Here is a 23,685-nt window from a genome sequence, read left to right as displayed (position 1 = left end):
ATGGATAAATACACTACACTGTAGTGATGTTAGTTAACCATCATTCATGGTATTACGTTTAAGGAAGCTATCTATGTCAGCACAATTTATTAAATCAAAAGCCGCAATTGCTTGGGGACCAGGACAACCATTATCGGTTGAAGAAGTCGATGTCATGTACCCAAAAGCCGGTGAAGTCATGGTACGTATCGTGGCATCTGGTGTATGTCATACCGATGCATTCACCTTATCAGGTGATGATCCCGAAGGCGTATTTCCAGCCATTCTTGGTCATGAAGGTGGCGGGATTGTTCATATGGTTGGCGAAGGTGTTACCAGTGTCAAAGTGGGCGATCATGTTATTCCGTTATACACCGCAGAATGTGGTGTATGTAAGTTCTGTACTTCTGGCAAAACCAACTTATGTAGCGCAGTACGAGCTACACAAGGTAAAGGCTTAATGCCAGACGGCACCACCCGTTTCTTTAAAGATGGCGAACCTATTTTCCACTACATGGGTTGTTCTACTTTTTCTGAATACACAGTCTTACCTGAAATTTCACTCGCTAAAGTCAGTAAAGAAGCGCCATTAGAAGAAGTGTGCTTATTAGGTTGTGGTGTTACGACCGGTATGGGCGCAGTACTGAAAACAGCGAAAGTACAAAAAGGCGATAGCGTGGCAATATTTGGCCTAGGCGGCATTGGCCTATCAGCCATTATTGGCGCAACTATGGCTGGAGCAAGCCGCATTATTGGTGTCGACTTAAACGAATCTAAGTTTGAACTGGCTAAAAAACTGGGTGCAACAGACTGCATTAACCCTAAAGACTTCGATAAGCCAATTCAGGATGTCATTGTTGAAATGACCGATGGCGGCGTTGATTTCTCATTCGAATGTATTGGTAATGTTAACGTGATGCGCAGTGCATTAGAATGTTGTCACAAAGGTTGGGGGGAATCTGTGATTATTGGTGTAGCAGGTGCTGGCCAAGAAATTTCAACTCGTCCATTCCAATTAGTCACAGGCCGTGTATGGCGTGGCAGTGCATTTGGTGGCGTTAAAGGACGCAGTGAATTACCTGGTATTGTTGAGCAATACTTAGCAGGTGAGTTTAAGTTAGATCACTTTATTACCCACACAATGAGCCTTGAAGGGATTAACGATGCATTTGATTTAATGCATAAAGGCGAAAGCATCCGCACCGTTATCCACTTTGATAAATAAGTCTAAAAGCAGATCTTAAGTCAAATAACAATGCAGTTAATTTTTTAATTAACTGCATTTATTTTATAAGGACCCATCATGACCATTGAAAATATCAGCAGCACCAAAGCATTTGGTGGCTGGCATAAACAATATCATCATCAGTCAACGGCGCTCAATTGCACGATGCGTTTTGCTATTTATTTGCCACCGCAAGCAGAAAATAAAAAAGTACCGGTTTTGTATTGGTTGTCAGGTCTTACTTGTACTGACGAAAACTTTATGCAAAAAGCAGGCGCACAACGCATTGCCGCAGAACTTGGAATCGCCATTGTCGCGCCAGACACCAGTCCGCGTGGCGAAGGGGTTGCCGACGATAAAGATGGTGCATATGACTTTGGCTTAGGCGCAGGATTTTATCTCAATGCCACCAAACCACCTTTCGATCAGCATTATAAAATGTCTGATTATGTGGTGTCTGAGCTGCCAGAAATTATCGAAGCGCATTTTCCGGTAACTAAGCAGCGCAGTATTAGTGGTCACTCAATGGGCGGCCATGGTGCACTGACAATTGCATTGAAAAATCCAAACCAATTTAACAGTGTATCGGCATTTAGCCCTATTTGTAATCCTATGGATTGCCCATGGGGAATTAAAGCGTTTCGCGGTTATTTGGGCGATGATCAACAGCAATGGCAACAATATGATAGCTGTGAGCTGATGCAAAACAGTCAACAATTTGTGCCTGCGCTGGTGGACCAAGGCAGTAATGACAACTTTTTAGATGAGCAATTAAAACCTCATACATTAGAAAAAGTCGCACAACAAAAGGGCTATCCTCTCGAGTTAAGAATGCAGCCAGGATATGACCATAGCTACTATTTTATTTCGACGTTTATTGAACAACACCTGCGCTTTCATGCTAAACATTTAAAGGCCAACTAATACTGAGCTAATATTTCACAAAGATTTAGCGATAATTTAGCCTGCACGGGCTAAAAAACACTCAAAACGAGCCTTTATGGCTCGTTTTTTTATTGCTAAAAAATATTGCTGAGATAAAAGAGCGAAATAAGCAACTTATTTCGGACTAAAAAGTGTAAATAAGCCAACATTAAGCGTAATTGAGCGAGTAAAATAACCTTAAAGCACATAAAGCTGACGATTAAACGAGCAGATTAAGCAAAAATTTGGAGTAGAAATGGCAAACATAGCATTATTAGTGGGTACAACATTGGGCAGTTCAGAATACGTTGCAGATGAAATGGCAGAGCAATTAACTCAATTAAACCACCATACTGAGGTGTTTATAGATCCACAATTAGCTCAATTAAGCGATTTTTCAATGTGGATCATCGTTAGTTCAACCCATGGAGCAGGTGATCTTCCAGACAATATAGTGCCTTTTTATAAACAATTAATGTTAGAAATGCCTGATCTTAACGGGATCCAGCATGCATTATGTGCCATTGGCGATTCAAGCTATGACACTTTCTGCCAAGGCCCTGAAAAAATAATCGATCTGTTATTACAATACGGATCAAACACCATTGTGGATAAGATCCAAATTGATGTTCAACAAGATCCAGTACCCGAAGAGCCCGCACTGGCGTGGTTATCACAATGGCAGGATAAAATTAAATAGGCATAAAATACGATCTTATTATTGTATAAACTAAGATCAACTCACAATTTAGATCTACCTTATCCACAAATTGCTATTTTAAATAATAACTTTGTGGATAAGCTATTATTTTCAGCGATCATAACTCTGTACTATTCACACCCCGATCTGCTTAAAGATCACCCTTGTGGATAAGTACCCGATCTATCCCCACCTTATCTTGAGTTTGATCGCGATCAGATCACAGGTTTAAAAGTTCATTAGTTATTGATTTTAAATATAAATAAAAGTTACTAACAGAAAATGGCGATCCTAATAATAAACATAATAAAAAGATCTATATAAAGATCTTAAGATCTATTAAGCAAACCCATCTTGATCATTCTATGAAAAATGATCATTCACGTTCAGACAAGCAAGTGCTAAAATGCGCAGCTCAAATAACGTTACAAATTGAATTTAACTTTCTAAGCAATCAAAGGTCGCATAATGCATTTTCATGAACGGTTCGATGTAATTGTCGTTGGTGGTGGTCATGCCGGAACTGAGGCAGCTCTCGCAGCAGCAAGAATGGGATCAAAAACATTATTGTTAACCCATAACATCGACACACTAGGTCAAATGTCTTGTAATCCCGCCATTGGTGGTATTGGTAAAGGCCATTTGGTTAAAGAGATCGACGCATTAGGCGGAGCCATGGCAACAGCAACAGACTTTGCCGGGATTCAATTTAGAACATTAAATTCAAGCAAAGGCCCTGCTGTTCGTGCTACTCGTGCCCAAGCAGACAGAGCACTATATCGTCAAAAAATTCAGCACATTTTACAAAATCAACCTAACTTACGCATTTTCCAACAAGCAGTTGATGACTTAGTTGTTGAAAATAATAAAGTTATAGGTGTTGTCACTCAAATGGGTTTGGCATTTGAAGCCCCTGCAGTGGTATTAACCACAGGCACATTTTTAAGTGGCAAAATTCATATTGGTTTACAGAATTACAGCGGTGGCCGTGCAGGCGATCCACCAGCCATTGCATTAGCAAACCGTTTACGTGAATTACCCATCCGTGTTGGCCGTTTAAAAACAGGTACACCACCACGTATTGATGCTAACACCATTGATTTTTCACAAATGACAGAGCAAAAAGGCGATACTCCATTGCCAGTAATGTCATTTATTGGTGATGTGAGTCAGCATCCAAAACAAATTTCATGTTTTATTACTCACACCAATGAAAAAACCCACGACATTATTCGTGGTGGCTTAGACAGAAGCCCAATGTATTCAGGTGTTATTGAAGGTATTGGCCCTCGTTACTGCCCATCGATTGAAGATAAGATCCATCGCTTTGCGGATAAATCATCGCACCAGATCTTTATTGAACCTGAAGGTTTAAGCACTAACGAGATCTACCCTAACGGTATTTCTACCAGTTTACCTTTTGATGTTCAGCTTAATTTAGTGCGTTCGATCAAAGGCATGGAAAATGCTGAAATCGTTCGTCCTGGTTACGCAATCGAGTACGATTATTTTGATCCACGCGATCTTAAAAACTCTTTAGAGACCAAAACTATTGCAGGGTTATTCTTTGCTGGTCAAATCAACGGCACAACAGGTTACGAAGAAGCCGGTGCTCAAGGTTTATTAGCGGGTATGAACGCATCTTTACAAGTGCAAGGTAAAGACACTTGGTGTCCTCGTCGTGATGAAGCATATCTTGGTGTATTAGTTGACGATTTATCTACTCTAGGTACTAAAGAACCATACCGCATGTTTACTAGCCGAGCGGAATATCGTTTATTACTACGTGAAGATAACGCCGATCTACGATTAACTGAAAAAGGCCGTGAGCTTGGTTTAGTTGACGATAGTCGTTGGGAATTATTCAGTAAGAAAAAAGAGTCGATCGAGCTGGAATTACAACGTCTACGTGGACAGTGGGTACACCCTAACTCACCATTGCTCGATGTACTTAATCCACAATTGAATACGCCAATTTCTCGCGAAGCTTCTTTTGAAGATTTACTGCGTCGTCCTGAAATGGATTACTGTAAATTAATGCAATTAGAAGGTTTTGGCCCAGGTCTTGAAGACCCACAAGCTGCTGAGCAAGTGCAAATTCAAGTTAAATACTCAGGATATATCCAACGTCAACAAGACGAAGTTGATAAAGCCGTGCGTCATGAAAGCTCATTATTACCGTTAGATCTGGATTACAAAGAAGTACCAGGTCTATCCAATGAAGTTATCGCTAAGCTCAATAACCACAAACCAGAAACGGTAGGACAAGCCTCGCGCATATCAGGAATTACTCCTGCAGCTGTCTCAATTCTACTAGTACACTTGAAAAAGCGTGGTTTATTGAGAAAAAGCGCATAATTACAGATATTTTTTCGACTCAATAACACAAGGGAAGCCATAAGGCTTCCCTTAGTGCTTTTACGGCTTCATAATAACTGCCGTCTGTTCATGCAATTTACGAGGCTTTCTGTGTTATCTGTGCAACTCCAAACCTATTTAGCTGAAATGAAAATATCGGCCACTGAATTACAGAAAAAACAATTAATCGGTTTTGTTGAAATGCTCGCTAAATGGAATAAAGCCTATAACCTCACCTCGGTGCGCGATCCTGAGCAAATGTTAATCCGTCATATTATGGACAGTTTAACCGTTTCTCCTTATCTTGAAGGAAATCGCTTTATTGATGTAGGCACAGGACCTGGTTTACCCGGGATCCCATTAGCCATTATGAACCCAGACAGAGAATTTGTATTATTAGACAGTTTAGGTAAGCGGATCCGCTTTCAAAAACAGGTTCAATTTGAACTTAAAATTAATAATATTACCTCTGTAGAAAGCCGGGTTGAGGCTTATCAACCTGAAGATAAATTTGATGGCGTATTAAGCCGAGCATTTGCCTCAATACAAGATATGCTCAGCTGGTGTCATCATTTGCCAAAAGAAAACGGTATTTATTACGCCTTAAAAGGTCAGTTAAGTGAACAAGAATTACAGCAAATGCCAGCAGGATTTTCGCTGGTTGATACCATTGTATTGCATGTACCAAAGCTAGATGAACAGCGACATTTATTAAAAATTGCTAAGCAATAAAGCGCATTTCTTTCGCTAATTAATCTAACCGGACATCAATAATTTAAAGACAGGATGACATAGTGGGTAAAATTATTGCCGTAGCCAACCAAAAAGGTGGCGTAGGAAAAACAACAACTTGCGTAAATTTAGCCGCATCACTTGCCGCCACAAAGCGTAAAGTGTTGTTGATCGACCTAGATCCTCAAGGCAATGCAACCATGGGCAGTGGTGTCGACAAATACGATGTTGACAATACCGCCTACGAATTACTGGTAGAAGAAAAGCCTTTTGCAGATATTGTGATTAAAAATACCGTGGGTAAATTTGATCTGATCGCCGGTAATGGTGATGTAACCGCTGCTGAAATTAAACTGATGGAGTTTTTTGCGCGTGAGATCCGATTACGTAATGCACTTGCGCCAATCAGAGACGACTACGATTACATCTTTATTGACTGCCCACCTTCATTAAATATGTTAACGGTTAATGCCATGTCTGCAGCTGATTCTGTTTTGGTGCCAATGCAGTGTGAATACTATGCATTAGAAGGTCTGACAGCGTTGATAGATACCATTACCAAGCTCTGTGCAATGGTAAACCCAACATTAACTATCGAAGGTATATTGCGCACCATGTACGACCCGCGTAATCGATTATCAAATGATGTGTCAGATCAGCTAAAACAACATTTTGGTGATAAGGTTTATCGAACTGTCATTCCAAGAAACATTCGTTTAGCGGAAGCACCTAGTTTTGGTGCGCCTGCCATGTATTACGATAAATCAAGTGCAGGTGCTAAAGCTTATTTAGCCCTAGCAGGTGAAATTATTCGTCGTGCAGAGCAGCAGACACAACCCAAACAAGCGTAGGACATAAAAATGACGTTAAAAAAACGCGGTTTAGGTAAAGGCCTGGATGCCTTATTAAGCCACAGTAATGCGGCCACTCGTAAAAGCGAGCAAACTGAAGAAACTCAGTCATTAGCCACCGCAGGCGACCTTATTCATCTTGATCTCGACAAACTCCAACCGGGTAAATACCAACCGCGTAAAGATATGTCGCCTGAAGCATTAGAAGAACTGGCTGAATCAATCCGCTCGCAAGGTGTTATTCAACCTATTGTTGTACGTAAAGTTGTAGATGGTAATTATGAAATTATTGCCGGTGAACGTCGTTGGCGTGCTGCACAACTCGCTAAGCTTGATAAAGTCCCTTGTATTGTTAAGCAGGTTGCCGATGAAGCAGCTGTTGCTATTGCACTGATTGAAAATATTCAGCGTGAAGATCTCAATGCAATGGAAGAAGCAATAGCGTTACAGCGTTTACTTGAAGAGTTTGAATTAACCCATCAACAAGTCGCCGATGCGGTAGGTAAATCTCGTGTTAGCGTGTCAAACCTATTACGTCTAAACAGCCTTAACGAACCTGTTAAGCGTTTGTTAGAATATGGTGACATTGACATGGGGCATGCTCGGGCATTATTGGCCATTGAGGGCGATGAGCAAACTAATTTAGCTCGATTAGTCGCGTCAAAGGAAATGACTGTTCGAGAAACTGAACGATTAGTCAATAAAGCATTAAATCCGGCTAAAGTTGCCGAAACTCATGCTAAAGATCATGATGTTAGTCGTTTAGAACAAGAGTTAATTGAAAGGCTCGGTGCCAAAGTTGCCATCAACCATGGGACTAAAGGCAAAGGAAAAATTGTAATAAACTACCAAAATCTCGCTGAATTAGACGGTATTTTAAGTAAAATCCGCTAAAAAGCCGACTAAACCATTTCATGTAGTAATTTTGTGACACAGCGCTAATTTTTACTTTTGTATATTTAGCGCTAATTCACTTATTAAATCGTTGTTTTCCTATCATCAAAGTTGCAAACAAAGCGCGAAAAGGTATACTTTGCAGGCTTTTTGTATCTTAAGGCTAGTTTAATCTATTAAATTTAACATTAGGACCGCGAAAGGCATTAATGCGGAGATATTAAGTTGGGTAATGTTTTAGCGCGTCGTGGTAGGTTAGCAGCCTATAAATTAGTGCTGGTACAAGCGATTGTTGCGAGTATTATTTCAATACTATTTTTCGTAATGTGGGGAGCACAGTATGGTCAGTCTGCATTAGCAGGTGCGATTATCGCTGTACTTCCTAATTTTGTATTCGCAACCCTAGCTTTCTCACATAGTGGGGCAAGCTCAGCAGCAAAAGTGGTTAAAAGCTTTTACTGGGGGGAAGCGGTAAAGATGCTGTTGACCATTGCATTGTTTACGTTAGTGTTTATCAACATTGAAGTCGGATTTATGCCGCTTTTTACTTGTTATTCGTTAGCGTTAGTTGTGCACTGGATAGCACCTTTATATTTCAAGCAAAGTTAAGTGGGATGAATCATGGCTGCAACTGGTGAAGCGTTAACACCGCAGGGCTATATCCAACATCACCTTACCAACTTAAGTGTTGGGGAAGGGTTTTGGACATGGCACATTGATTCGTTGCTCTTTTCGGTTGGGCTTGGTGTGTTGTTCTTATGGCTGTTTTACAGTGCTGGCAAAAAAGCAACGACAGGCGTTCCTGGCAAATTTCAATGTTTTGTCGAGATGATTGTTGAGTTTGTTGATAGCAGTGTGAAAGAAACCTTTCACGGCCGCAATCCTGTTATTGCGCCTTTAGCTCTGACTATTTTTGTGTGGATTTTCATGATGAACTTCATGGATATGATCCCTGTAGATTGGTTGCCTTGGGCAGCAAGTCTTGCAGGCGTGCCATACCTTAAAGTGGTTCCGACTACTGACGTAAACATCACTTTTAGCTTAGCTATTGGTGTGTTTGTGCTGATTATTTACTACAGCATTAAAGTCAAAGGTGTTTCAGGTTTTGTTAAAGAACTAACATTTCAGCCTTTTAACCATTGGGCAATGATACCCGTCAACTTATTATTAGAAACAGTGACTCTAATCGCAAAACCAATCTCATTGGCTTTACGACTATTTGGTAACTTGTACGCTGGTGAGTTGATTTTTATCCTTATTGCATTGATGTATGGTTCTAACGTGGCGTTATCTGCTCTAGGTGTAGGATTACAACTAGGTTGGTTAATTTTCCATATTTTAGTTATTACTTTACAAGCATTTATTTTCATGATGTTGACCATTGTTTATTTAAGCATGGCGCATGAAGATCACTAAGGGTAACCGAAAATTTTTTTGACCTAAATCATTAATAACAACGATTTAGAATATTGGAGATAGATATGGAAACTGTATTAGGAATGACGGCTATTGCTGTTGCTCTACTTATTGGTATGGGTGCATTAGGAACAGCTATCGGTTTCGGCCTTTTAGGTGGAAAGTTTTTGGAAGGTGCAGCACGTCAGCCAGAAATGGCGCCTATGTTACAAGTTAAAATGTTCATCGTAGCGGGTCTACTTGATGCCGTAACTATGATTGGTGTAGGTATTGCGCTATTTATGCTATTTACTAACCCATTGGGTGCAATGCTTTAATTAACGCTTCTGTCTTTAATCTAACTAGGAGGCTGTTGTGAATTTCAACGCTACCCTATTCGGTCAGACGGTTGCCTTTATTCTCTTCGTGTGGTTTTGCATGAAGTTTGTATGGCCTCCGTTGATGAATGCCATCGAAGAACGCCAGAAGAAAATTGCTGATGGTCTGGCAGATGCCGGCCGTGCAGCAAAAGATCTAGAGTTAGCACAAATTAAAGCTACTGAGCAACTAAAAGAAGCAAAAGTAACTGCCAACGAGATCATTGAGCAAGCTAATAAGCGTAAAGCTCAAATCGTTGACGAAGCTAAAGCTGAAGCACAAGTTGAGCGAGCTAAAATTATCGCTCAAGGTAATGCAGAAATTGAAAACGAACGTAATCGCGTTAAAGATGACTTGCGTAAGCAAGTTGCTACTCTAGCCGTTGTAGGCGCAGAGAAGATTCTTGAACGTTCGATTGACCCAGCCGCCCACAGTGACATTGTTAATAAACTTGTTGCTGAAATTTGATAAGGAGTTGAGTTATGGCTGAATTAACCACCATCGCTCGCCCTTACGCAAAGGCAGCTTTTGATTTTGCTGTTGAACATAAAGCAGTAGATAGCTGGACAGAAATGTTAGCTTTCGCCTCATTGGTAAGTGAAAACGAATCAATGAAACCACTGCTTAACGGTACTCTTGCGAGTACTCAACTTGCCTCACTGTTTATTAATGTATGCGGTGAACAAGTCAACGAGCAAGGTCAGAACCTGATAAAGGTAATGGCTGAAAACGGTCGTTTAGGGATACTGCCAATAGTATCGCTACTTTTTGCTGAATACCGTAATGAGTGGGCAAAAGAAGTTGAAGCCACTGTGGTTTCTGCTACTGAGCTAAGCTCTGAGCAACAGCAGCAAATTAGTGTTTCTCTAGAGAAACGTCTCGCACGCAAAGTTAAGCTGAATTGCAGCATCGACGCATCGCTCATTGGCGGTGTGATTATTAAATCAGGCGACCTAGTCATTGATGGCTCGGTAAGCGGTAAGTTATCGCGCTTGTCTGATAAGCTGCAGTCGTAATTGGGAGTTTGAGCATGCAACTGAATTCCACTGAAATCAGCGATCTGATTAAGCAGCGGATCGAGCAGTTCGACGTCGTTAGTGAAGCTCGCAACGAAGGTACTATCGTTGCAGTAAGTGACGGCATCATTCGCATTAACGGCCTTGCCGATGTAATGCAAGGTGAAATGATCGAACTGCCTGGTGGCCGTTTTGCAATCGCGTTGAACTTAGAACGTGATTCTGTAGGCGCCGTAGTAATGGGCCCTTATGCTAATTTAGCAGAAGGCGCAAAAGTTAGAACCACTGGTCGTATTCTTGAAGTACCAGTTGGTCGTGGACTACTTGGTCGTGTTGTTAACACCCTTGGTGAGCCAATCGACGGTAAAGGACCTATCGACAACGATGGTTTCTCTCCTGTTGAAGTTATTGCCCCTGGTGTTATTGAGCGTAAATCAGTAGATCAACCAATCCAAACTGGTTATAAAGCTGTTGATGCCATGATCCCAATCGGTCGTGGCCAACGTGAATTGATCATTGGTGACCGTCAGACTGGTAAAACAGCGATGGCTATCGATGCAATTATCAACCAGAAAGATTCAGGTATTAAGTGTGTCTATGTTGCTGTTGGTCAGAAAGCTTCTACCATCGCTAACGTAGTACGCAAACTTGAAGAACATGGTGCACTTGCTAACACTATCGTTGTAGTAGCATCAGCTTCTGAAGCTGCCGCTCTGCAATTCTTAGCGCCATATTCTGGTTGTTCTATGGGTGAATACTTCCGTGATCGCGGTGAAGATTCTTTAATCGTATATGATGATTTGTCTAAGCAAGCAGTTGCTTACCGTCAAATTTCATTGCTATTGAAGCGTCCACCAGGACGTGAAGCATACCCAGGTGACGTATTCTATCTACACTCGCGTTTATTAGAGCGTGCATCACGCGTAAACGTGAACTATGTAGAAAAGTTCACAAACGGTGCAGTAACAGGTCAAACCGGTTCGTTAACCGCGTTACCTATTATTGAAACCCAAGCTGGTGACGTATCAGCGTTCGTACCGACCAACGTAATTTCTATTACAGATGGTCAGATCTTCCTTGAGACTGACTTGTTTAACTCGGGCTTACGTCCAGCAGTTAACCCAGGTATTTCTGTTTCTCGTGTTGGTGGTGCAGCGCAGACTAAGATCATCAAGAAACTGTCTGGCGGTATCCGTACTGCACTTGCACAGTATCGAGAGCTTGCAGCGTTCTCACAGTTTGCGTCTGATTTAGATGATGCAACTCGTGCTCAACTTGAGCATGGTGAGCGTGTAACCGAATTAATGAAGCAAAAGCAATATGCTCCTATGAGCATTGCTGCCCAGGCTGTGTCTATTTTCGCAGCTGAAAAAGGCTACCTTAAAGGTGTTGCTTTAAATGAAATCGGTCGCTTCGAAGCCGCTCTGCTTTCATACATGAACAGTCAACATGCTGACCTAATCAAAACCATCAACGCTACTGGCGATTATAACGCTGATATCGAAGGTGAGTTAAAGGCAGGCATGGACAAGTTCATTGAAACCCAAACCTGGTAATAATGAACAAGAGGTGTCATTAGGCACCTCAGGTCCCAGATTGGAGAGTAGAGATGGCCGGCGCTAAAGAGATTAAAACCAAGATCGCGAGTGTTAAAAACACTCAGAAGATCACTTCAGCTATGGAAATGGTTGCAGCCAGCAAAATGCGCAAAGCGCAGGAACGCATGGCAGCTAGCCGTCCATATGCAGAAAATATGCGTAAGGTGATCGGTCACGTAGCGCAAGGTACTCTCGAGTATAAACACCCCTATTTAGAGGTGAGAGATGCCAAGCGGGTTGGTTACATTGTTGTAGCAACCGACCGTGGCCTTTGTGGTGGTTTGAACGTCAACCTTTTCAAAAAGGTTGTGTCAGACGTGAAGAAGTGGAAAGAGCAAGGTGCTGAAGTGGACTTTTGTCCAGTAGGTGCTCGTTCAGTTCAATTCTTCAAAAGCTTTGGTGGTAATGTTACTGCCCATGCATCAGGTTTAGGCGATGCGCCAAAACTTGCTGATTTAATTGGCACAGTTCGTGTCATGTTAAAAGCTTACAACGAAGGTAAACTGGATCGTCTGTATATTGTGTTTAACAAATTTGTTAACACAATGGCCCAGACTCCTGTGATCGAACAGCTGCTACCTTTACCTAAGTCAGATGAAGAAGTAGCGAGTTACCCTTGGGATTATATTTACGAGCCAGATCCAAAAGAAATTTTGGATGTACTGTTAACTCGTTATGTAGAGTCACAAGTGTATCAAGGTGTTGTTGAAAACCTTGCCTCTGAACAGGCTGCCCGTATGGTAGCTATGAAAGCGGCAACAGACAACGCTGGCGAAATGATCGATGATCTGCAATTAGTCTATAACAAAGCCCGTCAGGCTGCTATTACGCAGGAACTGTCGGAAATTGTTTCAGGCGCTGCAGCGGTTTAGGTTAGGTAACGAATTCAAGTTTAGAGGATTAATCATGAGCACAGGTACTGTTGTCCAAGTAATTGGCGCGGTTGTGGACGTAGAGTTTCCACAAGATTCTGTACCTCGGGTATATGACGCTCTGAAGATCACAGGTGAAGGCGCCTGTAATGGTTTGGTGCTGGAAGTTCAGCAGCAGCTAGGTGGTGGTGTAGTTCGTACCATCGCTATGGGTTCTTCTGATGGTCTGCGTCGTGGTCTAGAGGTAGCAAACTCAGGTTCACCAATTTCTGTTCCGGTAGGGGTTAAGACCCTTGGCCGTATCATGAACGTATTAGGTGAGCCAATTGATGAAGCGGGTCCAATTGGTGAAGAAGATCGTTATGAAATTCACCGTGCAGCTCCTTCATATGAAGATCAATCAAATGCGACTGAGCTTTTAGAGACGGGTATCAAGGTTATCGACCTTGTTTGTCCATTCGCTAAAGGTGGTAAAGTAGGTCTGTTTGGTGGTGCTGGTGTTGGTAAAACAGTTAACATGATGGAACTGATTAACAACATCGCTAAAGCTCACTCAGGTCTTTCTGTTTTCGCTGGTGTTGGTGAGCGTACTCGTGAGGGTAACGACTTCTACTACGAGATGGAAGATTCAGGCGTATTAGACAAAGTTGCCATGGTTTATGGTCAGATGAACGAGCCTCCAGGAAACCGTTTACGCGTAGCGTTAACTGGCCTGAGTATCGCTGAAAAGTTCCGTGACGAAGGTCGTGACGTATTGTTGTTCGTGGACAACATTTACCGTTACACCCTTGCTGGTACTGAAGTATCTGCACTATTAGGTCGTATGCCTTCTGCGGTAGGTTATCAGCCAACACTAGCTGAAGAGATGGGTGTTCTTCAAGAACGTATCACTTCAACTAAGTCTGGTTCTATTACCTCTGTACAAGCAGTATATGTACCTGCGGACGATTTAACCGATCCGTCACCAGCAACAACCTTCGCTCACTTAGATGCGACTGTTGTATTGTCTCGTCAAATTGCTTCATTGGGTATTTACCCAGCCGTTGACCCGTTGGACTCGACTTCACGTCAGTTAGATCCACAGGTTGTTGGTCAAGAGCACTATGATGTTGCAAACGGTGTACAAACTGTATTACAGCGTTATAAAGAGCTGAAAGACATTATTGCTATTTTGGGTATGGATGAATTGTCAGATGATGACAAAACCATGGTATTCAGAGCACGTAAGATTGAGCGTTTCTTATCTCAACCTTTCTTCGTAGCAGAAGTGTTTACAGGTTCTCCTGGTAAGTACGTTTCTCTAAAAGACACTATCCGTGGCTTTAAGGGTATCTTGGATGGCGAGTTTGACGCTATCCCTGAGCAAGCGTTCTACATGGTTGGCTCAATCGACGAAGCTGTCGAAAAAGCTAACAAAAAGAAATAACTAGGCCGTAAAGCTTAGTTCTTTAAGGAGAACTTGATGGCAGCCAAAACAGTCCAACTTGATATTGTTAGTGCAGAAGACAGCATCTACCACGGCGAAGTGAGCTTTTTTGAAGTGAACGGCGCTGAAGGTGAGTTAGGTATTATGCCTAACCACGTTGCTCTACTAACAAAAATCAAGCCTGGTATGGCGCGCTTTATCAAGCAAGATGGTAGTGAAGAAGTGTTGTATCTTTCAGGTGGTTTACTGGAAGTACAACCTACTGCAATATCAGTGCTTGCTGATGTAGCATTACGTGCCGATGATATTGATGAAAAAGCCGCTTTAGAAGCGAAGGAACGTGCAGAGCAAGCTATTGCTAATGCTGGCGCCGACTTCAATTATGAAGCTGCTACTATTGAATTGGCCAAGTCTTTGGCTCAATTGAAAGTAGTTGAAACCATCAAGAAAAATATCACCAGATAATCTGATTATTTGACGCTGAAAAGGCGACTCATTATGAGTCGTCTTTTTTATTGCCGTTTGATACATAAATACAATAACGTGAGCTTTTCCATTTGTAATGAGATTAAGCTAAAATGGCGCCAATTAGAATTAATGTTGTTTGAAGGGATCAATTATGTCGTTAAATGTTGTCATCTTAGCTGCAGGCAAAGGAACTCGCATGCGCTCAGATTTGCCTAAAGTTCTGCATCCAATAGCCCATAAAAGTATGGTTCAGCATGTTATCGACACCGCTAACTCATTAGGTTCACAAGCGATTCAATTGGTGTATGGCTATGGTGCAGATAAGCTACAAGCGGCATTAGGTGAGCAAACATTAAATTGGGTGTTGCAAGCCGAGCAGCTTGGTACTGGGCATGCGGTAGCACAAGCCAACCCTAATATTAGCGACGACGATACCGTGCTGATCCTCTACGGTGATGTACCGCTAATTCAACAATCGACACTCGAAAGCTTGCTTGCCGCACGTGAAAAAAATGGCCTCGCGATTTTAACCGTTAATCTTGCTAACCCAACAGGCTATGGCCGTATAGTGAGAGAGTTCGGTAAAGTGGTCGGTATCGTTGAGCAAAAAGATGCTAATGCAGACCAATTAAAAATCACTGAAGTTAACACCGGCATCATGGCGGTACCCGGCAAGCAATTAAAAGCGTGGTTAAATCGATTATCTAACAACAATGCTCAAGGCGAATACTATTTAACAGACATTATTGCTATGGCACATGCTGATGATGTCGCGATAACCACGTCACAACCCCAGTCTGCCATTGAAGTTGAAGGTGCAAATAATCGTGTGCAATTAGCACAATTGGAACGTGCTTACCAAGCTCGCGCCGCCGAAAAACTCATGTTAGAAGGTGCCAATTTACGTGACCCTGCTCGTATCGATATTCGTGGTGATGTCAACGTGGGTATGGATGTGATGATAGATATCAATGTCATCTTCCAGGGTAAAGTGATATTAGGTAATAACGTCACGATTGGTGCTGGTGCTATTTTGATTGATTGCGAGGTTGCCGACAACGCTGTAATTAAACCTTATAGCATTGTTGAAGGGGCAAAGCTTGGTCAAGCAGCAAGTGCAGGGCCGTTTGCACGATTACGCCCTGGCGCTGAACTGAAGCAAGATGCGCACATTGGTAATTTTGTTGAAATTAAAAAGGCGGTTTTAGGCGAAGGGTCTAAAGCGGGTCATTTGAGTTACATAGGTGATGCGGTTATTGGTGCTGGTGTTAATATTGGCGCAGGGACCATTACTTGTAACTACGACGGAGCCAATAAGTTTATTACCACCATCGAAGACGGCGTCTTTGTAGGAAGTGACACTCAATTAGTTGCCCCTGTGACAATCGGCAAAAACGCTACCTTAGGTGCCGGCTCTACGATCACTAAAGACGTAGCAGAAGATGAATTAGTTATTACCCGTGTAAAGCAGCGCCATATTTCAGGTTGGCAACGCCCAGTGAAGACTAAAAAGTAATACGGTAAGCTCAATACAGGCGTTTACTGTCAAAACCTCTGCTAACAACAGAGGTTTTTTTGTACTTTTATTTCAATTTTAATGATTCAGATCTAGATAAAGTTTCATTTGCTGCTAAAATATCTTTCGCTTCGAAACTTATGTGATAGATTTTTAATCAAATGACCAAACGTAATACTCAACAACGTCGCCATTCGATCATTAAATTGGTTAACGACCAAGGTGAAGTCAGTGTCGATGAACTGGCCAGTTTGTTCGCAACCTCAGAAGTTACTATCCGCAAAGATTTAGCCATGCTAGAAACGCACGGATTATTGTTACGTCGCTATGGCGGTGCAGTCCAGCTACCGCAAGAAATGACACAAATAACCAATGAGTCATTGTCATTAAACAAACAAGCTATTGCCACAAAAGCGGCAGAGCTTATTCGCGATCATAACCGAATCATAATTGACAGTGGCAGCACCACGTCAGGGATTGTGCAACAACTTAACGATAAACGTGGCTTAGTGGTGATGACAAATTCATTGCAACTGGCAAACGCGATTCATGAGCTTGAAAATGAGCCGACATTATTGATGACCGGTGGCACCTGGGATCCACATTCAGAGTCTTTTCAGGGCCAGGTAGCAGAACAAGTATTGCGATCATATAACTTCGACCAACTATTTATAGGTGCAGACGGCATCGATCTTGCGCGGGGTACCACCACATTTAATGAACTCACCGGTCTCAGTAAAGTGATGGCCGAAATGTCACGAGAGGTAGTGGTGTTATTAGAGTCGACCAAGATAGGCCGGCGGATCCCCAATCTAGAGTTGCCGTGGACAGTGATTGATGTATTAGTCACCGACGACAACGTCAGCCCCCAAGCAGTAGAAACCATTTCAGCACATGGCGTTAAAGTCATACTTGCGCCATATGCCAACTAAATTAAATTGATACAGTAAAGGAAAATAACATGTGTGGAATCGTAGGCGCTGTTGCGCAAAGGGATGTTGCAGAAATTTTAGTAGAAGGCCTTCGTCGTCTTGAATATCGTGGTTATGACTCTGCTGGTGTTGCAGTGATTAACCAAGGTGAATTAAGCCGTACCCGTCGTTTAGGCAAAGTACAAGAATTGTCATCAGCGTTAGACGCAGCGCCTCTGGCTGGTGGAACCGGTATTGCGCATACCCGCTGGGCTACCCATGGTGAACCAAGCGAGCGTAATGCGCACCCACATTTATCAGAAAATGATATTGCGGTTGTACACAACGGTATTATTGAAAATCACAACAAATTGCGTGAGATGCTTAAAGATTTAGGTTATGTCTTTTCATCAGATACCGACACAGAGGTGATTTGTCACCTTGTTCATCATGAGCTTAAAGCGGCAGGTAATTTATTGGCTGCAGTTCAAGCCACGGTTAAACAGCTAGAAGGTGCTTACGGCACTGTAGTTATTGACCGTCGTGATAGCGAACGTATGGTTGTAGCTCGCAGTGGCAGCCCGTTAGTAATTGGTTTTGGTTTAGGTGAAAACTTTGTTGCCTCTGATCAGCTAGCGTTATTACCTGTTACCCGCTCTTTTGCCTTTTTAGAAGAAGGCGATGTAGCAGAGGTCACTCGACGCGACGTTAACATTTTTGATGTAAATGGCAACACCGTTAAGCGTGAAGTGAAAGAATCTGACGTTACTCATGATGCTGGTGATAAAGGTGAGTACCGTCATTACATGCTTAAAGAAATCTATGAGCAACCTACTGCTATAGCACATACCTTAGAAGGTCGCATTGCGGGCGGTAAAGTGCTTGATTCAGCCTTTGGCGAAAAAGCTTCTGAATTATTAAAAGACATTAAACATGTGCAAATTATCGCTTGTGGTACCAGTTACCATGCTGGTATGGCTGCGCGTTACTGGTTAGAAGATTGGGCTGGCGTATCGTGTAACGTTGAAATTGCATCAGAGTTTCGCTACCGCAAATCGCACTTATTCCCAAATAGTCTATTAGTGACTATTTCACAGTCTGGTGAAACTGCCGACACATTAGCGGCAATGCGCTTAGCCAAAGATATGGGCTACAAAGCAACATTAACCATCTGTAACTCGGCTGGTTCATCATTAGTGCGTGAATCTGACATGGCTTATATGATGAAAGCCGGTGCTGAAATTGGCGTCGCTTCAACCAAAGCCTTTACCGTGCAGCTTGCTGGTTTATTAATGCTTACAACGGCAATTGGTCGTCATAATGGCATGTCTAGCGACATGGAAGCGGCAGTTACTCAAAGCTTGTTGTCAATGCCTGCCAAAGTTGAACAAGCATTAGGATTAGATGATGCCATTGCTGAATTAGCTGAAGATTTTGCAGATAAACAGCATGCATTATTTTTAGGCCGTGGCGACCAGTATCCTATTGCAATGGAAGGCGCACTAAAGCTTAAAGAAATTTCATACATTCACGCAGAAGCTTACGCTTCAGGCGAGCTAAAACACGGCCCGCTAGCGCTTATTGACGCCGACATGCCTGTTATTGTTGTCGCACCAAACAATGAGTTACTCGAGAAGCTTAAATCGAACGTTGAAGAAGTTCGTGCTCGTGGCGGGTTAATGTATGTTTTTGCAGATGTCGATGCAGAGTTTGAATCAGACGACACTATGAAAGTCATCCAGGTTCCACATTGTGATGAATTTATGGCACCGCTGATTTATACCATTCCACTACAGTTATTGTCATACCATGTGGCCTTAATTAAAGGTACTGATGTTGACCAACCACGTAATCTCGCAAAAAGTGTCACAGTAGAATAAGTTACTGATTTTATTGAAAAGGCTTCTTGTGGAAGCCTTTTTTGTTGTTTGTAAAATGCTCAATAAAATATTATGGTATTTGGTTTTTATCTGCTAACTTGAAATTGGAGTGACATTAATCATTAACACGAGGTCGATGAGATGGATTTTATTGAACGAATAGATGTTTTATCAAAAAGGATTCCTGAAATAGCAGCTAGTTTGCAAACTGAAGAAGCCACTAAAAATGCGTTGATCATGCCATTTTTACATACAGTATTAGGTTATGATGTTTTTAATCCCAACGAGGTAATCCCTGAATTTACTGCCGATATAGCCACTAAAAAAGGTGAGAAAGTAGACTATGCATTAGTTAAGGATGGTGAGGTACAAATTCTTATCGAATGCAAAAAATATGGTGAAAAGCTATCCATTAAACATGCAGGACAACTTTTTAGGTATTTTTCGGTTACAAACTCTCGTTTGGCCATTTTAACAAACGGCACAGATTACCAATTTTTTACCGATCTTGATGCCCCTAATAAGATGGATGAAAAACCATTTTTAACCTTAGATTTATTAAATATTGATGATCATTTGGTTCCTGAGCTTAAGAAACTCACTAAATCTTCATTTGATGTTGAATCTATCGTGAGTGCCGCTGGTGAACTTAAATATTTAAATCAAATAAAAAAATTGTTAAATGAACAATTTAAAGAACCAGAAGAAGAGTTTATTAAATTTTTCGCTGCAAGAGCATATGACGGTGTACTTACACCTAAAGTTAAGCAACAGTTTACTGAAATTACAAAGAAAGCTTTAAGACAATTTCTAAGTGATAGTATTAATGACAGGTTGAAATCGGCAATCGGTGGTGAGCAAGTTTCAAAAAAAGATGAAGAAACTCTCCATACGCAAGATGATGATAAACCAAAAATTATTACCACTAATGATGAAGTTGAAGGTTTTAATATTGTTAAAGCTATCTTAAGACAAAAAGTAGATGCAACGAGAATTATTGCAAGAGATACTCAGAGTTATTTTGGTGTGTTATTAGATGATAATAACCGTAAACCATTGTGTCGTTTACACTTTAACGCCAAACAAAAATATCTTGGGTTGTTCGATGTCGATAAAAATGAAACTCGGCATCCGATAGATACTATTGATCAAATCTTTGATTTTAGTGAGATATTATTACAAACAACAACATACTATGAATAATTTACTCTTTTTAGTTTAGCACCAAAAAATTGTGAGTATTTAGCTGCTAAAGCTCGATAACAAGCGACAGACTCATTGAGTAGTCGCTTTTTTACATATCACTAACCCCTTTTATTGCAGCAATGCTAGCGATTATTGTGGTTGGGGGGTATATCAATATCGTTACTGGAAAATGGTAGCTTGGCTGCGCTTACCAAATCTATTCTTATTAAATCACCCTTAATAACCTATTTATAAAAAACATAATCGAAACTGTTTGGGAGCATGATTGATACTGTTGTTAACCAGAGCCGTCACATAAGCCTAATGTATCAAGCTTGTCGTTGACGCAGCTGAACATTTATTTTATTTGAATATGGAGTGAGTTGATTTCTGTCATTGCAAACATCATGGCATAATGTGGCCAACTCGTTTTATATCCATTTGTTAATTGGGTTTTATATGAAAAAAATTGGCTATACCACAGGTGTGTTTGATTTATTCCACATTGGTCACCTCAACGTGTTAAAGCGCGCTAAGCTTGAATGCGATTACCTCATTGTTGGGGTGACAAGTGACGAATTATCTATGTCTGCTAAAAATAAAAAGCCGGTGATTCCATTTCAAGAACGCCTGGAGATTGTGGAAGCAATAAAGTTTGTAGATGAAGTCGTGCCACAAATGAGCTATGACAAACTAGAAGCTTGGAACAACCTAAAGTTCGACAAAATGTTTGTTGGTGATGATTGGAAAGGTACTGACAAGTGGATTGAAATTGAAAAAGATTTTGCAAAATTAGGTGTAGAGATCATGTACTTTTCTTATACGACTCATACCTCGAGTTCTATACTGCGAGACGTGTTAAGTAAAATCAAATAGCCCGCAGAGTCATCTTTGTTATCTGACGCCCTTATCGTGTTATTTATAAGGGCGGTAATTAAATTAAACGTCATAGCTATTCTTTATCGCAAAGAATTAACTCCAACGATAATACTTTAATTTCTTTCGTATTTTTATCCGACGAATTAAGTTAAAAGGTTTTGCTTTAAGGTGAGATGTCCCTGAAGCAACCAATTTATCAATCGCATTTAATACCCGCTCACTCGACTGGCCATCTTTGTAAGGATGAATTGAACCACAATGCGTTTTTATCCTTTGCAACAAACTCTCATTTGGTTGTAAAGCGGTCTCTAACACCTGCTCTAGTTGTGATGGCTGTTGAAAGTTAACCATCCATTCTTCTGGGCGTCGATTATTTAGCGCGACAACAACTTTCTCTTGTAAAGCAAACTCAGTCAGTATTGAAGAAGTGTCTGATAAAATGATATCGGCAGCTTGTAGCAGCGGTATAATATCTCCGGTTTCAACAAAGCGTAAGTTATTGCTTGATAAAGCTTTAAACATTGCCACTTCTTCAGCGGTTGCTTTGGGGTGTAATTTTACAATCCATTGCCAATCTTTAGTTTCAACGAGTTGCTTAATAAATGGATGTAAGGCGTACGTACTGGTTAAGCTGGGTGAAAAAGTAGGGGCATACAAGATCACAGGTTTTTCAGACTGATATTTTTCAGTATCCTGATGTAATGAAAATAATGGATCAAGCTTTGACCAGCCGGTTTCGACCACCTCACAAGTACCATCATTAATTGAGCTAAAACCTTGGGTAATGTTGGGGCCTTGTGTGCAATATAAGTCAAAAAAGCCTCGTATATTGAATTTGCCTTTTTTGCCAGAATCGAAGCCATGAAAAACTTGTACTTTTATCCCCGGGAAAAAATCAGGAATAAAGTTTCCAGGTGCTAACGTTGCATGTGGATCAAACTTTTTGACTTGGTCAACGTCAGCCAAACGATCATCACTAGATAAGAGAAACTTTTCAGCCTCACTTCCTTTTGGTATAAACCAGGCCACTTTGCCACCACGCTTTTTAATCGCAATTTCAAGAGGTCTAAGTACGCTAAAAGAGTATGACAATGTTACATAAAATAAATAGCGCATCTCATTTACTGCCTTTAAATTATTATTTGATTGTTCAAGCACGTTAACAACACCTGCATTTGCGTCTTTTTTGACATTAACACTAAAACACACCATAAGCCTATTAAGCTAGAGAGGGTAAATGTTTTAATTGTTAATGTTGTTGATTTTAAGGTAATTAGATTTTATTACCAAACCCTGGCAACCAAACCTTTAAGATAATAACCTTCAGGGAATGCACTGCTGATAGGGTGATCGCTTGCTTGGTGCATGCGTTCAACAAATTGCACCTCACGCTTGGCATCTAATGCTGCGTCGGCCACCACTTTTTGAAATAGATCTGACTGCATTAAGCCTGAACAAGAGAAGGTGAGCAAGATGCCGCCTGGGTTCAGTAACTGCATGGCAATCATGTTAATGTCTTTATAACCACGACATGCGCCATCTAATTGTGATTTATTGTCAGCAAACTTAGGCGGGTCGAGCACGATGACATCAAAGGTTTTTCCTTCATCGCGATATTGGCGCAATAGCTTGAATACATCAGCTTCGTTGTAGTTAACATGGTCATCATTAAGGTTGTTAATAGCCATGTTGTCGCGCGCTGTTTGCAGTGCTAAACCTGATACATCGACATTTTCAATACTGGCCGCGCCCGCCTTTGCGGCGTACAAACCAAAAGTGCCAGTGTAGCAAAAACAGTTGAGTACCGATTTGCCTTTAACGAAACGAGCTGCCATAGCGCGGTTGTCACGTTGATCTAAGTAAAAACCGGTCTTATGGCCTTTAACCACATCGACAGCGATTTTAATGCCGTTTTCTTCAATGATGACTGGCATTGGTGGCAATTCACCGTGCAGTAACCCCATTACTGGTGCTAAGCCTTCTTTTTTACGTGAATCAACATCAGAACGTTCATACACAGCGCAATCTGGATATTGCAGCACTAGTTGCTCAACAATGGTGTTGCGCCATTTTTCAGCGCCGGTACTGAGTAGCTGACACACAAGCACATTGGCATAGCGGTCAATGGTGACACCAGGTAACCCGTCTGACTCGGCCGCAATTAAGCGGTACCCCGTAAGCCCTTGCTCAATAATCAGGTCATCACGTCCGGCTTGTGCGCGTTTAATGCGTCTTGCAAAAAAGTCGCTATCAATTTCTTCTTGTTTATCGAAGGTCCATACCCTGACTTGAATCTGCGACTCGGGTGACCAGGCGCCACGACCTAACCAACGTCCGTCGTGTGCTACTACGTCAACCGTGTCTCCGGCTTGAGGTTTGCCGCCATTGACGTTGTGAATGCCGTTGGAAAACACCCAAGGATGGCGACGGTCTAATGAACGTTCGCGGCCGGGTTTAAGTTTAATTCTGATAGCCATGGTATTGCCTAATGTCGATAA

General features: G+C 41.6%; 23 protein-coding genes. 21 read left to right on the top strand and 2 right to left on the bottom strand.

Translation table 11 applies throughout. From position 1 onward, the window contains the following. Window positions 1–73: 73 nt before the first annotated feature. The 21 genes from IEY42_RS07495 (at window position 74) to IEY42_RS07395 (ending at window position 21,184) form a co-directional block, all read left to right on the top strand. A complete protein-coding gene (locus IEY42_RS07495; protein WP_188924681.1) occupies window positions 74–1,204 on the top strand; it encodes an S-(hydroxymethyl)glutathione dehydrogenase/class III alcohol dehydrogenase in 1,131 nt (376 codons plus the stop codon). 78 nt (window positions 1,205–1,282) lie between these two features. Further along, a complete protein-coding gene (gene fghA / locus IEY42_RS07490; RefSeq protein WP_188924680.1) occupies window positions 1,283–2,128 on the top strand; it encodes an S-formylglutathione hydrolase in 846 nt (281 codons plus the stop codon). Between the two features lie 256 nt (window positions 2,129–2,384). Further along, a complete protein-coding gene (gene mioC, locus IEY42_RS07485) occupies window positions 2,385–2,828 on the top strand; it encodes an FMN-binding protein MioC (RefSeq protein ID WP_188924679.1) in 444 nt (147 codons plus the stop codon). Between the two features lie 468 nt (window positions 2,829–3,296). Then, window positions 3,297–5,186 carry a tRNA uridine-5-carboxymethylaminomethyl(34) synthesis enzyme MnmG gene (mnmG, locus tag IEY42_RS07480; protein ID WP_188924678.1) on the top strand — a complete coding sequence of 630 codons (1,890 nt, stop codon included), beginning with the start codon at window positions 3,297–3,299 and terminating at the stop codon, window positions 5,184–5,186. A gap of 111 nt (window positions 5,187–5,297) precedes the next feature. Then, entirely contained in the window at window positions 5,298–5,918 is a 621-nt protein-coding gene (gene rsmG, locus IEY42_RS07475; RefSeq protein ID WP_188924677.1) for a 16S rRNA (guanine(527)-N(7))-methyltransferase RsmG, read from the top strand. A gap of 62 nt (window positions 5,919–5,980) precedes the next feature. Continuing rightward, a complete protein-coding gene (locus tag IEY42_RS07470; RefSeq protein WP_188924676.1) occupies window positions 5,981–6,769 on the top strand; it encodes a ParA family protein in 789 nt (262 codons plus the stop codon). A gap of 9 nt (window positions 6,770–6,778) precedes the next feature. After that, the gene (locus IEY42_RS07465; protein ID WP_188924675.1) at window positions 6,779–7,663 is read left to right on the top strand and encodes a ParB/RepB/Spo0J family partition protein; all 885 of its coding nucleotides are present in this window, start codon (window positions 6,779–6,781) and stop codon (window positions 7,661–7,663) included. A gap of 225 nt (window positions 7,664–7,888) precedes the next feature. Then, window positions 7,889–8,272 (top strand): ATP synthase subunit I, encoded by a 384-nt coding sequence (locus IEY42_RS07460; protein ID WP_188924674.1) that lies wholly within the window; start codon window positions 7,889–7,891, stop codon window positions 8,270–8,272. Window positions 8,273–8,284: 12 nt separating this feature from the next. Beyond that, window positions 8,285–9,079 carry a F0F1 ATP synthase subunit A gene (atpB, locus tag IEY42_RS07455; protein ID WP_188924673.1) on the top strand — a complete coding sequence of 265 codons (795 nt, stop codon included), beginning with the start codon at window positions 8,285–8,287 and terminating at the stop codon, window positions 9,077–9,079. A gap of 65 nt (window positions 9,080–9,144) precedes the next feature. Continuing rightward, window positions 9,145–9,396, top strand: coding sequence for a F0F1 ATP synthase subunit C (gene atpE, locus IEY42_RS07450; protein ID WP_011639455.1), 252 nt, complete (start codon window positions 9,145–9,147; stop codon window positions 9,394–9,396). A gap of 37 nt (window positions 9,397–9,433) precedes the next feature. Then, complete coding sequence (atpF, locus tag IEY42_RS07445) at window positions 9,434–9,904, top strand: F0F1 ATP synthase subunit B (protein WP_188924672.1); 471 nt, start codon at window positions 9,434–9,436, stop codon at window positions 9,902–9,904. Window positions 9,905–9,918: 14 nt separating this feature from the next. Next, a complete protein-coding gene (gene atpH, locus IEY42_RS07440) occupies window positions 9,919–10,452 on the top strand; it encodes a F0F1 ATP synthase subunit delta (RefSeq protein WP_188924671.1) in 534 nt (177 codons plus the stop codon). Between the two features lie 14 nt (window positions 10,453–10,466). After that, window positions 10,467–12,008 (top strand): F0F1 ATP synthase subunit alpha, encoded by a 1,542-nt coding sequence (gene atpA / locus IEY42_RS07435; RefSeq protein ID WP_188924670.1) that lies wholly within the window; start codon window positions 10,467–10,469, stop codon window positions 12,006–12,008. Window positions 12,009–12,061: 53 nt separating this feature from the next. Continuing rightward, on the top strand, window positions 12,062–12,922 hold the full coding sequence (gene atpG / locus IEY42_RS07430; protein ID WP_188920665.1) for a F0F1 ATP synthase subunit gamma: 861 nt from the start codon (window positions 12,062–12,064) through the stop codon (window positions 12,920–12,922). A 34-nt stretch (window positions 12,923–12,956) separates the two neighbouring features. Beyond that, the gene (atpD, locus tag IEY42_RS07425; protein WP_188924669.1) at window positions 12,957–14,348 is read left to right on the top strand and encodes a F0F1 ATP synthase subunit beta; all 1,392 of its coding nucleotides are present in this window, start codon (window positions 12,957–12,959) and stop codon (window positions 14,346–14,348) included. A 36-nt stretch (window positions 14,349–14,384) separates the two neighbouring features. Continuing rightward, entirely contained in the window at window positions 14,385–14,813 is a 429-nt protein-coding gene (locus IEY42_RS07420) for a F0F1 ATP synthase subunit epsilon (RefSeq protein ID WP_188924668.1), read from the top strand. A gap of 154 nt (window positions 14,814–14,967) precedes the next feature. Continuing rightward, window positions 14,968–16,332 (top strand): bifunctional UDP-N-acetylglucosamine diphosphorylase/glucosamine-1-phosphate N-acetyltransferase GlmU, encoded by a 1,365-nt coding sequence (gene glmU, locus IEY42_RS07415; RefSeq protein ID WP_188924667.1) that lies wholly within the window; start codon window positions 14,968–14,970, stop codon window positions 16,330–16,332. 161 nt (window positions 16,333–16,493) lie between these two features. Further along, complete coding sequence (locus IEY42_RS07410; RefSeq protein WP_188924666.1) at window positions 16,494–17,264, top strand: DeoR/GlpR family DNA-binding transcription regulator; 771 nt, start codon at window positions 16,494–16,496, stop codon at window positions 17,262–17,264. 29 nt (window positions 17,265–17,293) lie between these two features. Continuing rightward, on the top strand, window positions 17,294–19,123 hold the full coding sequence (gene glmS, locus IEY42_RS07405; protein WP_188924665.1) for a glutamine--fructose-6-phosphate transaminase (isomerizing): 1,830 nt from the start codon (window positions 17,294–17,296) through the stop codon (window positions 19,121–19,123). Window positions 19,124–19,264: 141 nt separating this feature from the next. Then, entirely contained in the window at window positions 19,265–20,326 is a 1,062-nt protein-coding gene (locus tag IEY42_RS07400; protein WP_188924664.1) for a type I restriction endonuclease, read from the top strand. 441 nt (window positions 20,327–20,767) lie between these two features. Next, window positions 20,768–21,184, top strand: coding sequence for an FAD synthase family protein (locus IEY42_RS07395; RefSeq protein WP_188923269.1), 417 nt, complete (start codon window positions 20,768–20,770; stop codon window positions 21,182–21,184). A 96-nt stretch (window positions 21,185–21,280) separates the two neighbouring features. Here IEY42_RS07395 and IEY42_RS07390 read toward each other — a convergent pair whose 3' ends face one another. Beyond that, window positions 21,281–22,303 carry a CDP-glycerol glycerophosphotransferase family protein gene (locus IEY42_RS07390; protein ID WP_188924663.1) on the bottom strand — a complete coding sequence of 341 codons (1,023 nt, stop codon included), beginning with the start codon at window positions 22,301–22,303 and terminating at the stop codon, window positions 21,281–21,283. 167 nt (window positions 22,304–22,470) lie between these two features. Further along, window positions 22,471–23,664, bottom strand: coding sequence for a class I SAM-dependent rRNA methyltransferase (locus IEY42_RS07385; RefSeq protein WP_188924662.1), 1,194 nt, complete (start codon window positions 23,662–23,664; stop codon window positions 22,471–22,473). Window positions 23,665–23,685 lie beyond the last annotated feature (21 nt).

It is taken from the genome of Shewanella algicola (assembly GCF_014648035.1).
GTDB classification, from domain to species: Bacteria; Pseudomonadota; Gammaproteobacteria; order Enterobacterales; family Shewanellaceae; genus Shewanella; species Shewanella algicola.
Note: the sequence above shows the minus strand (reverse complement) of the source record. Positions and strands in the feature narration are given on the sequence as shown.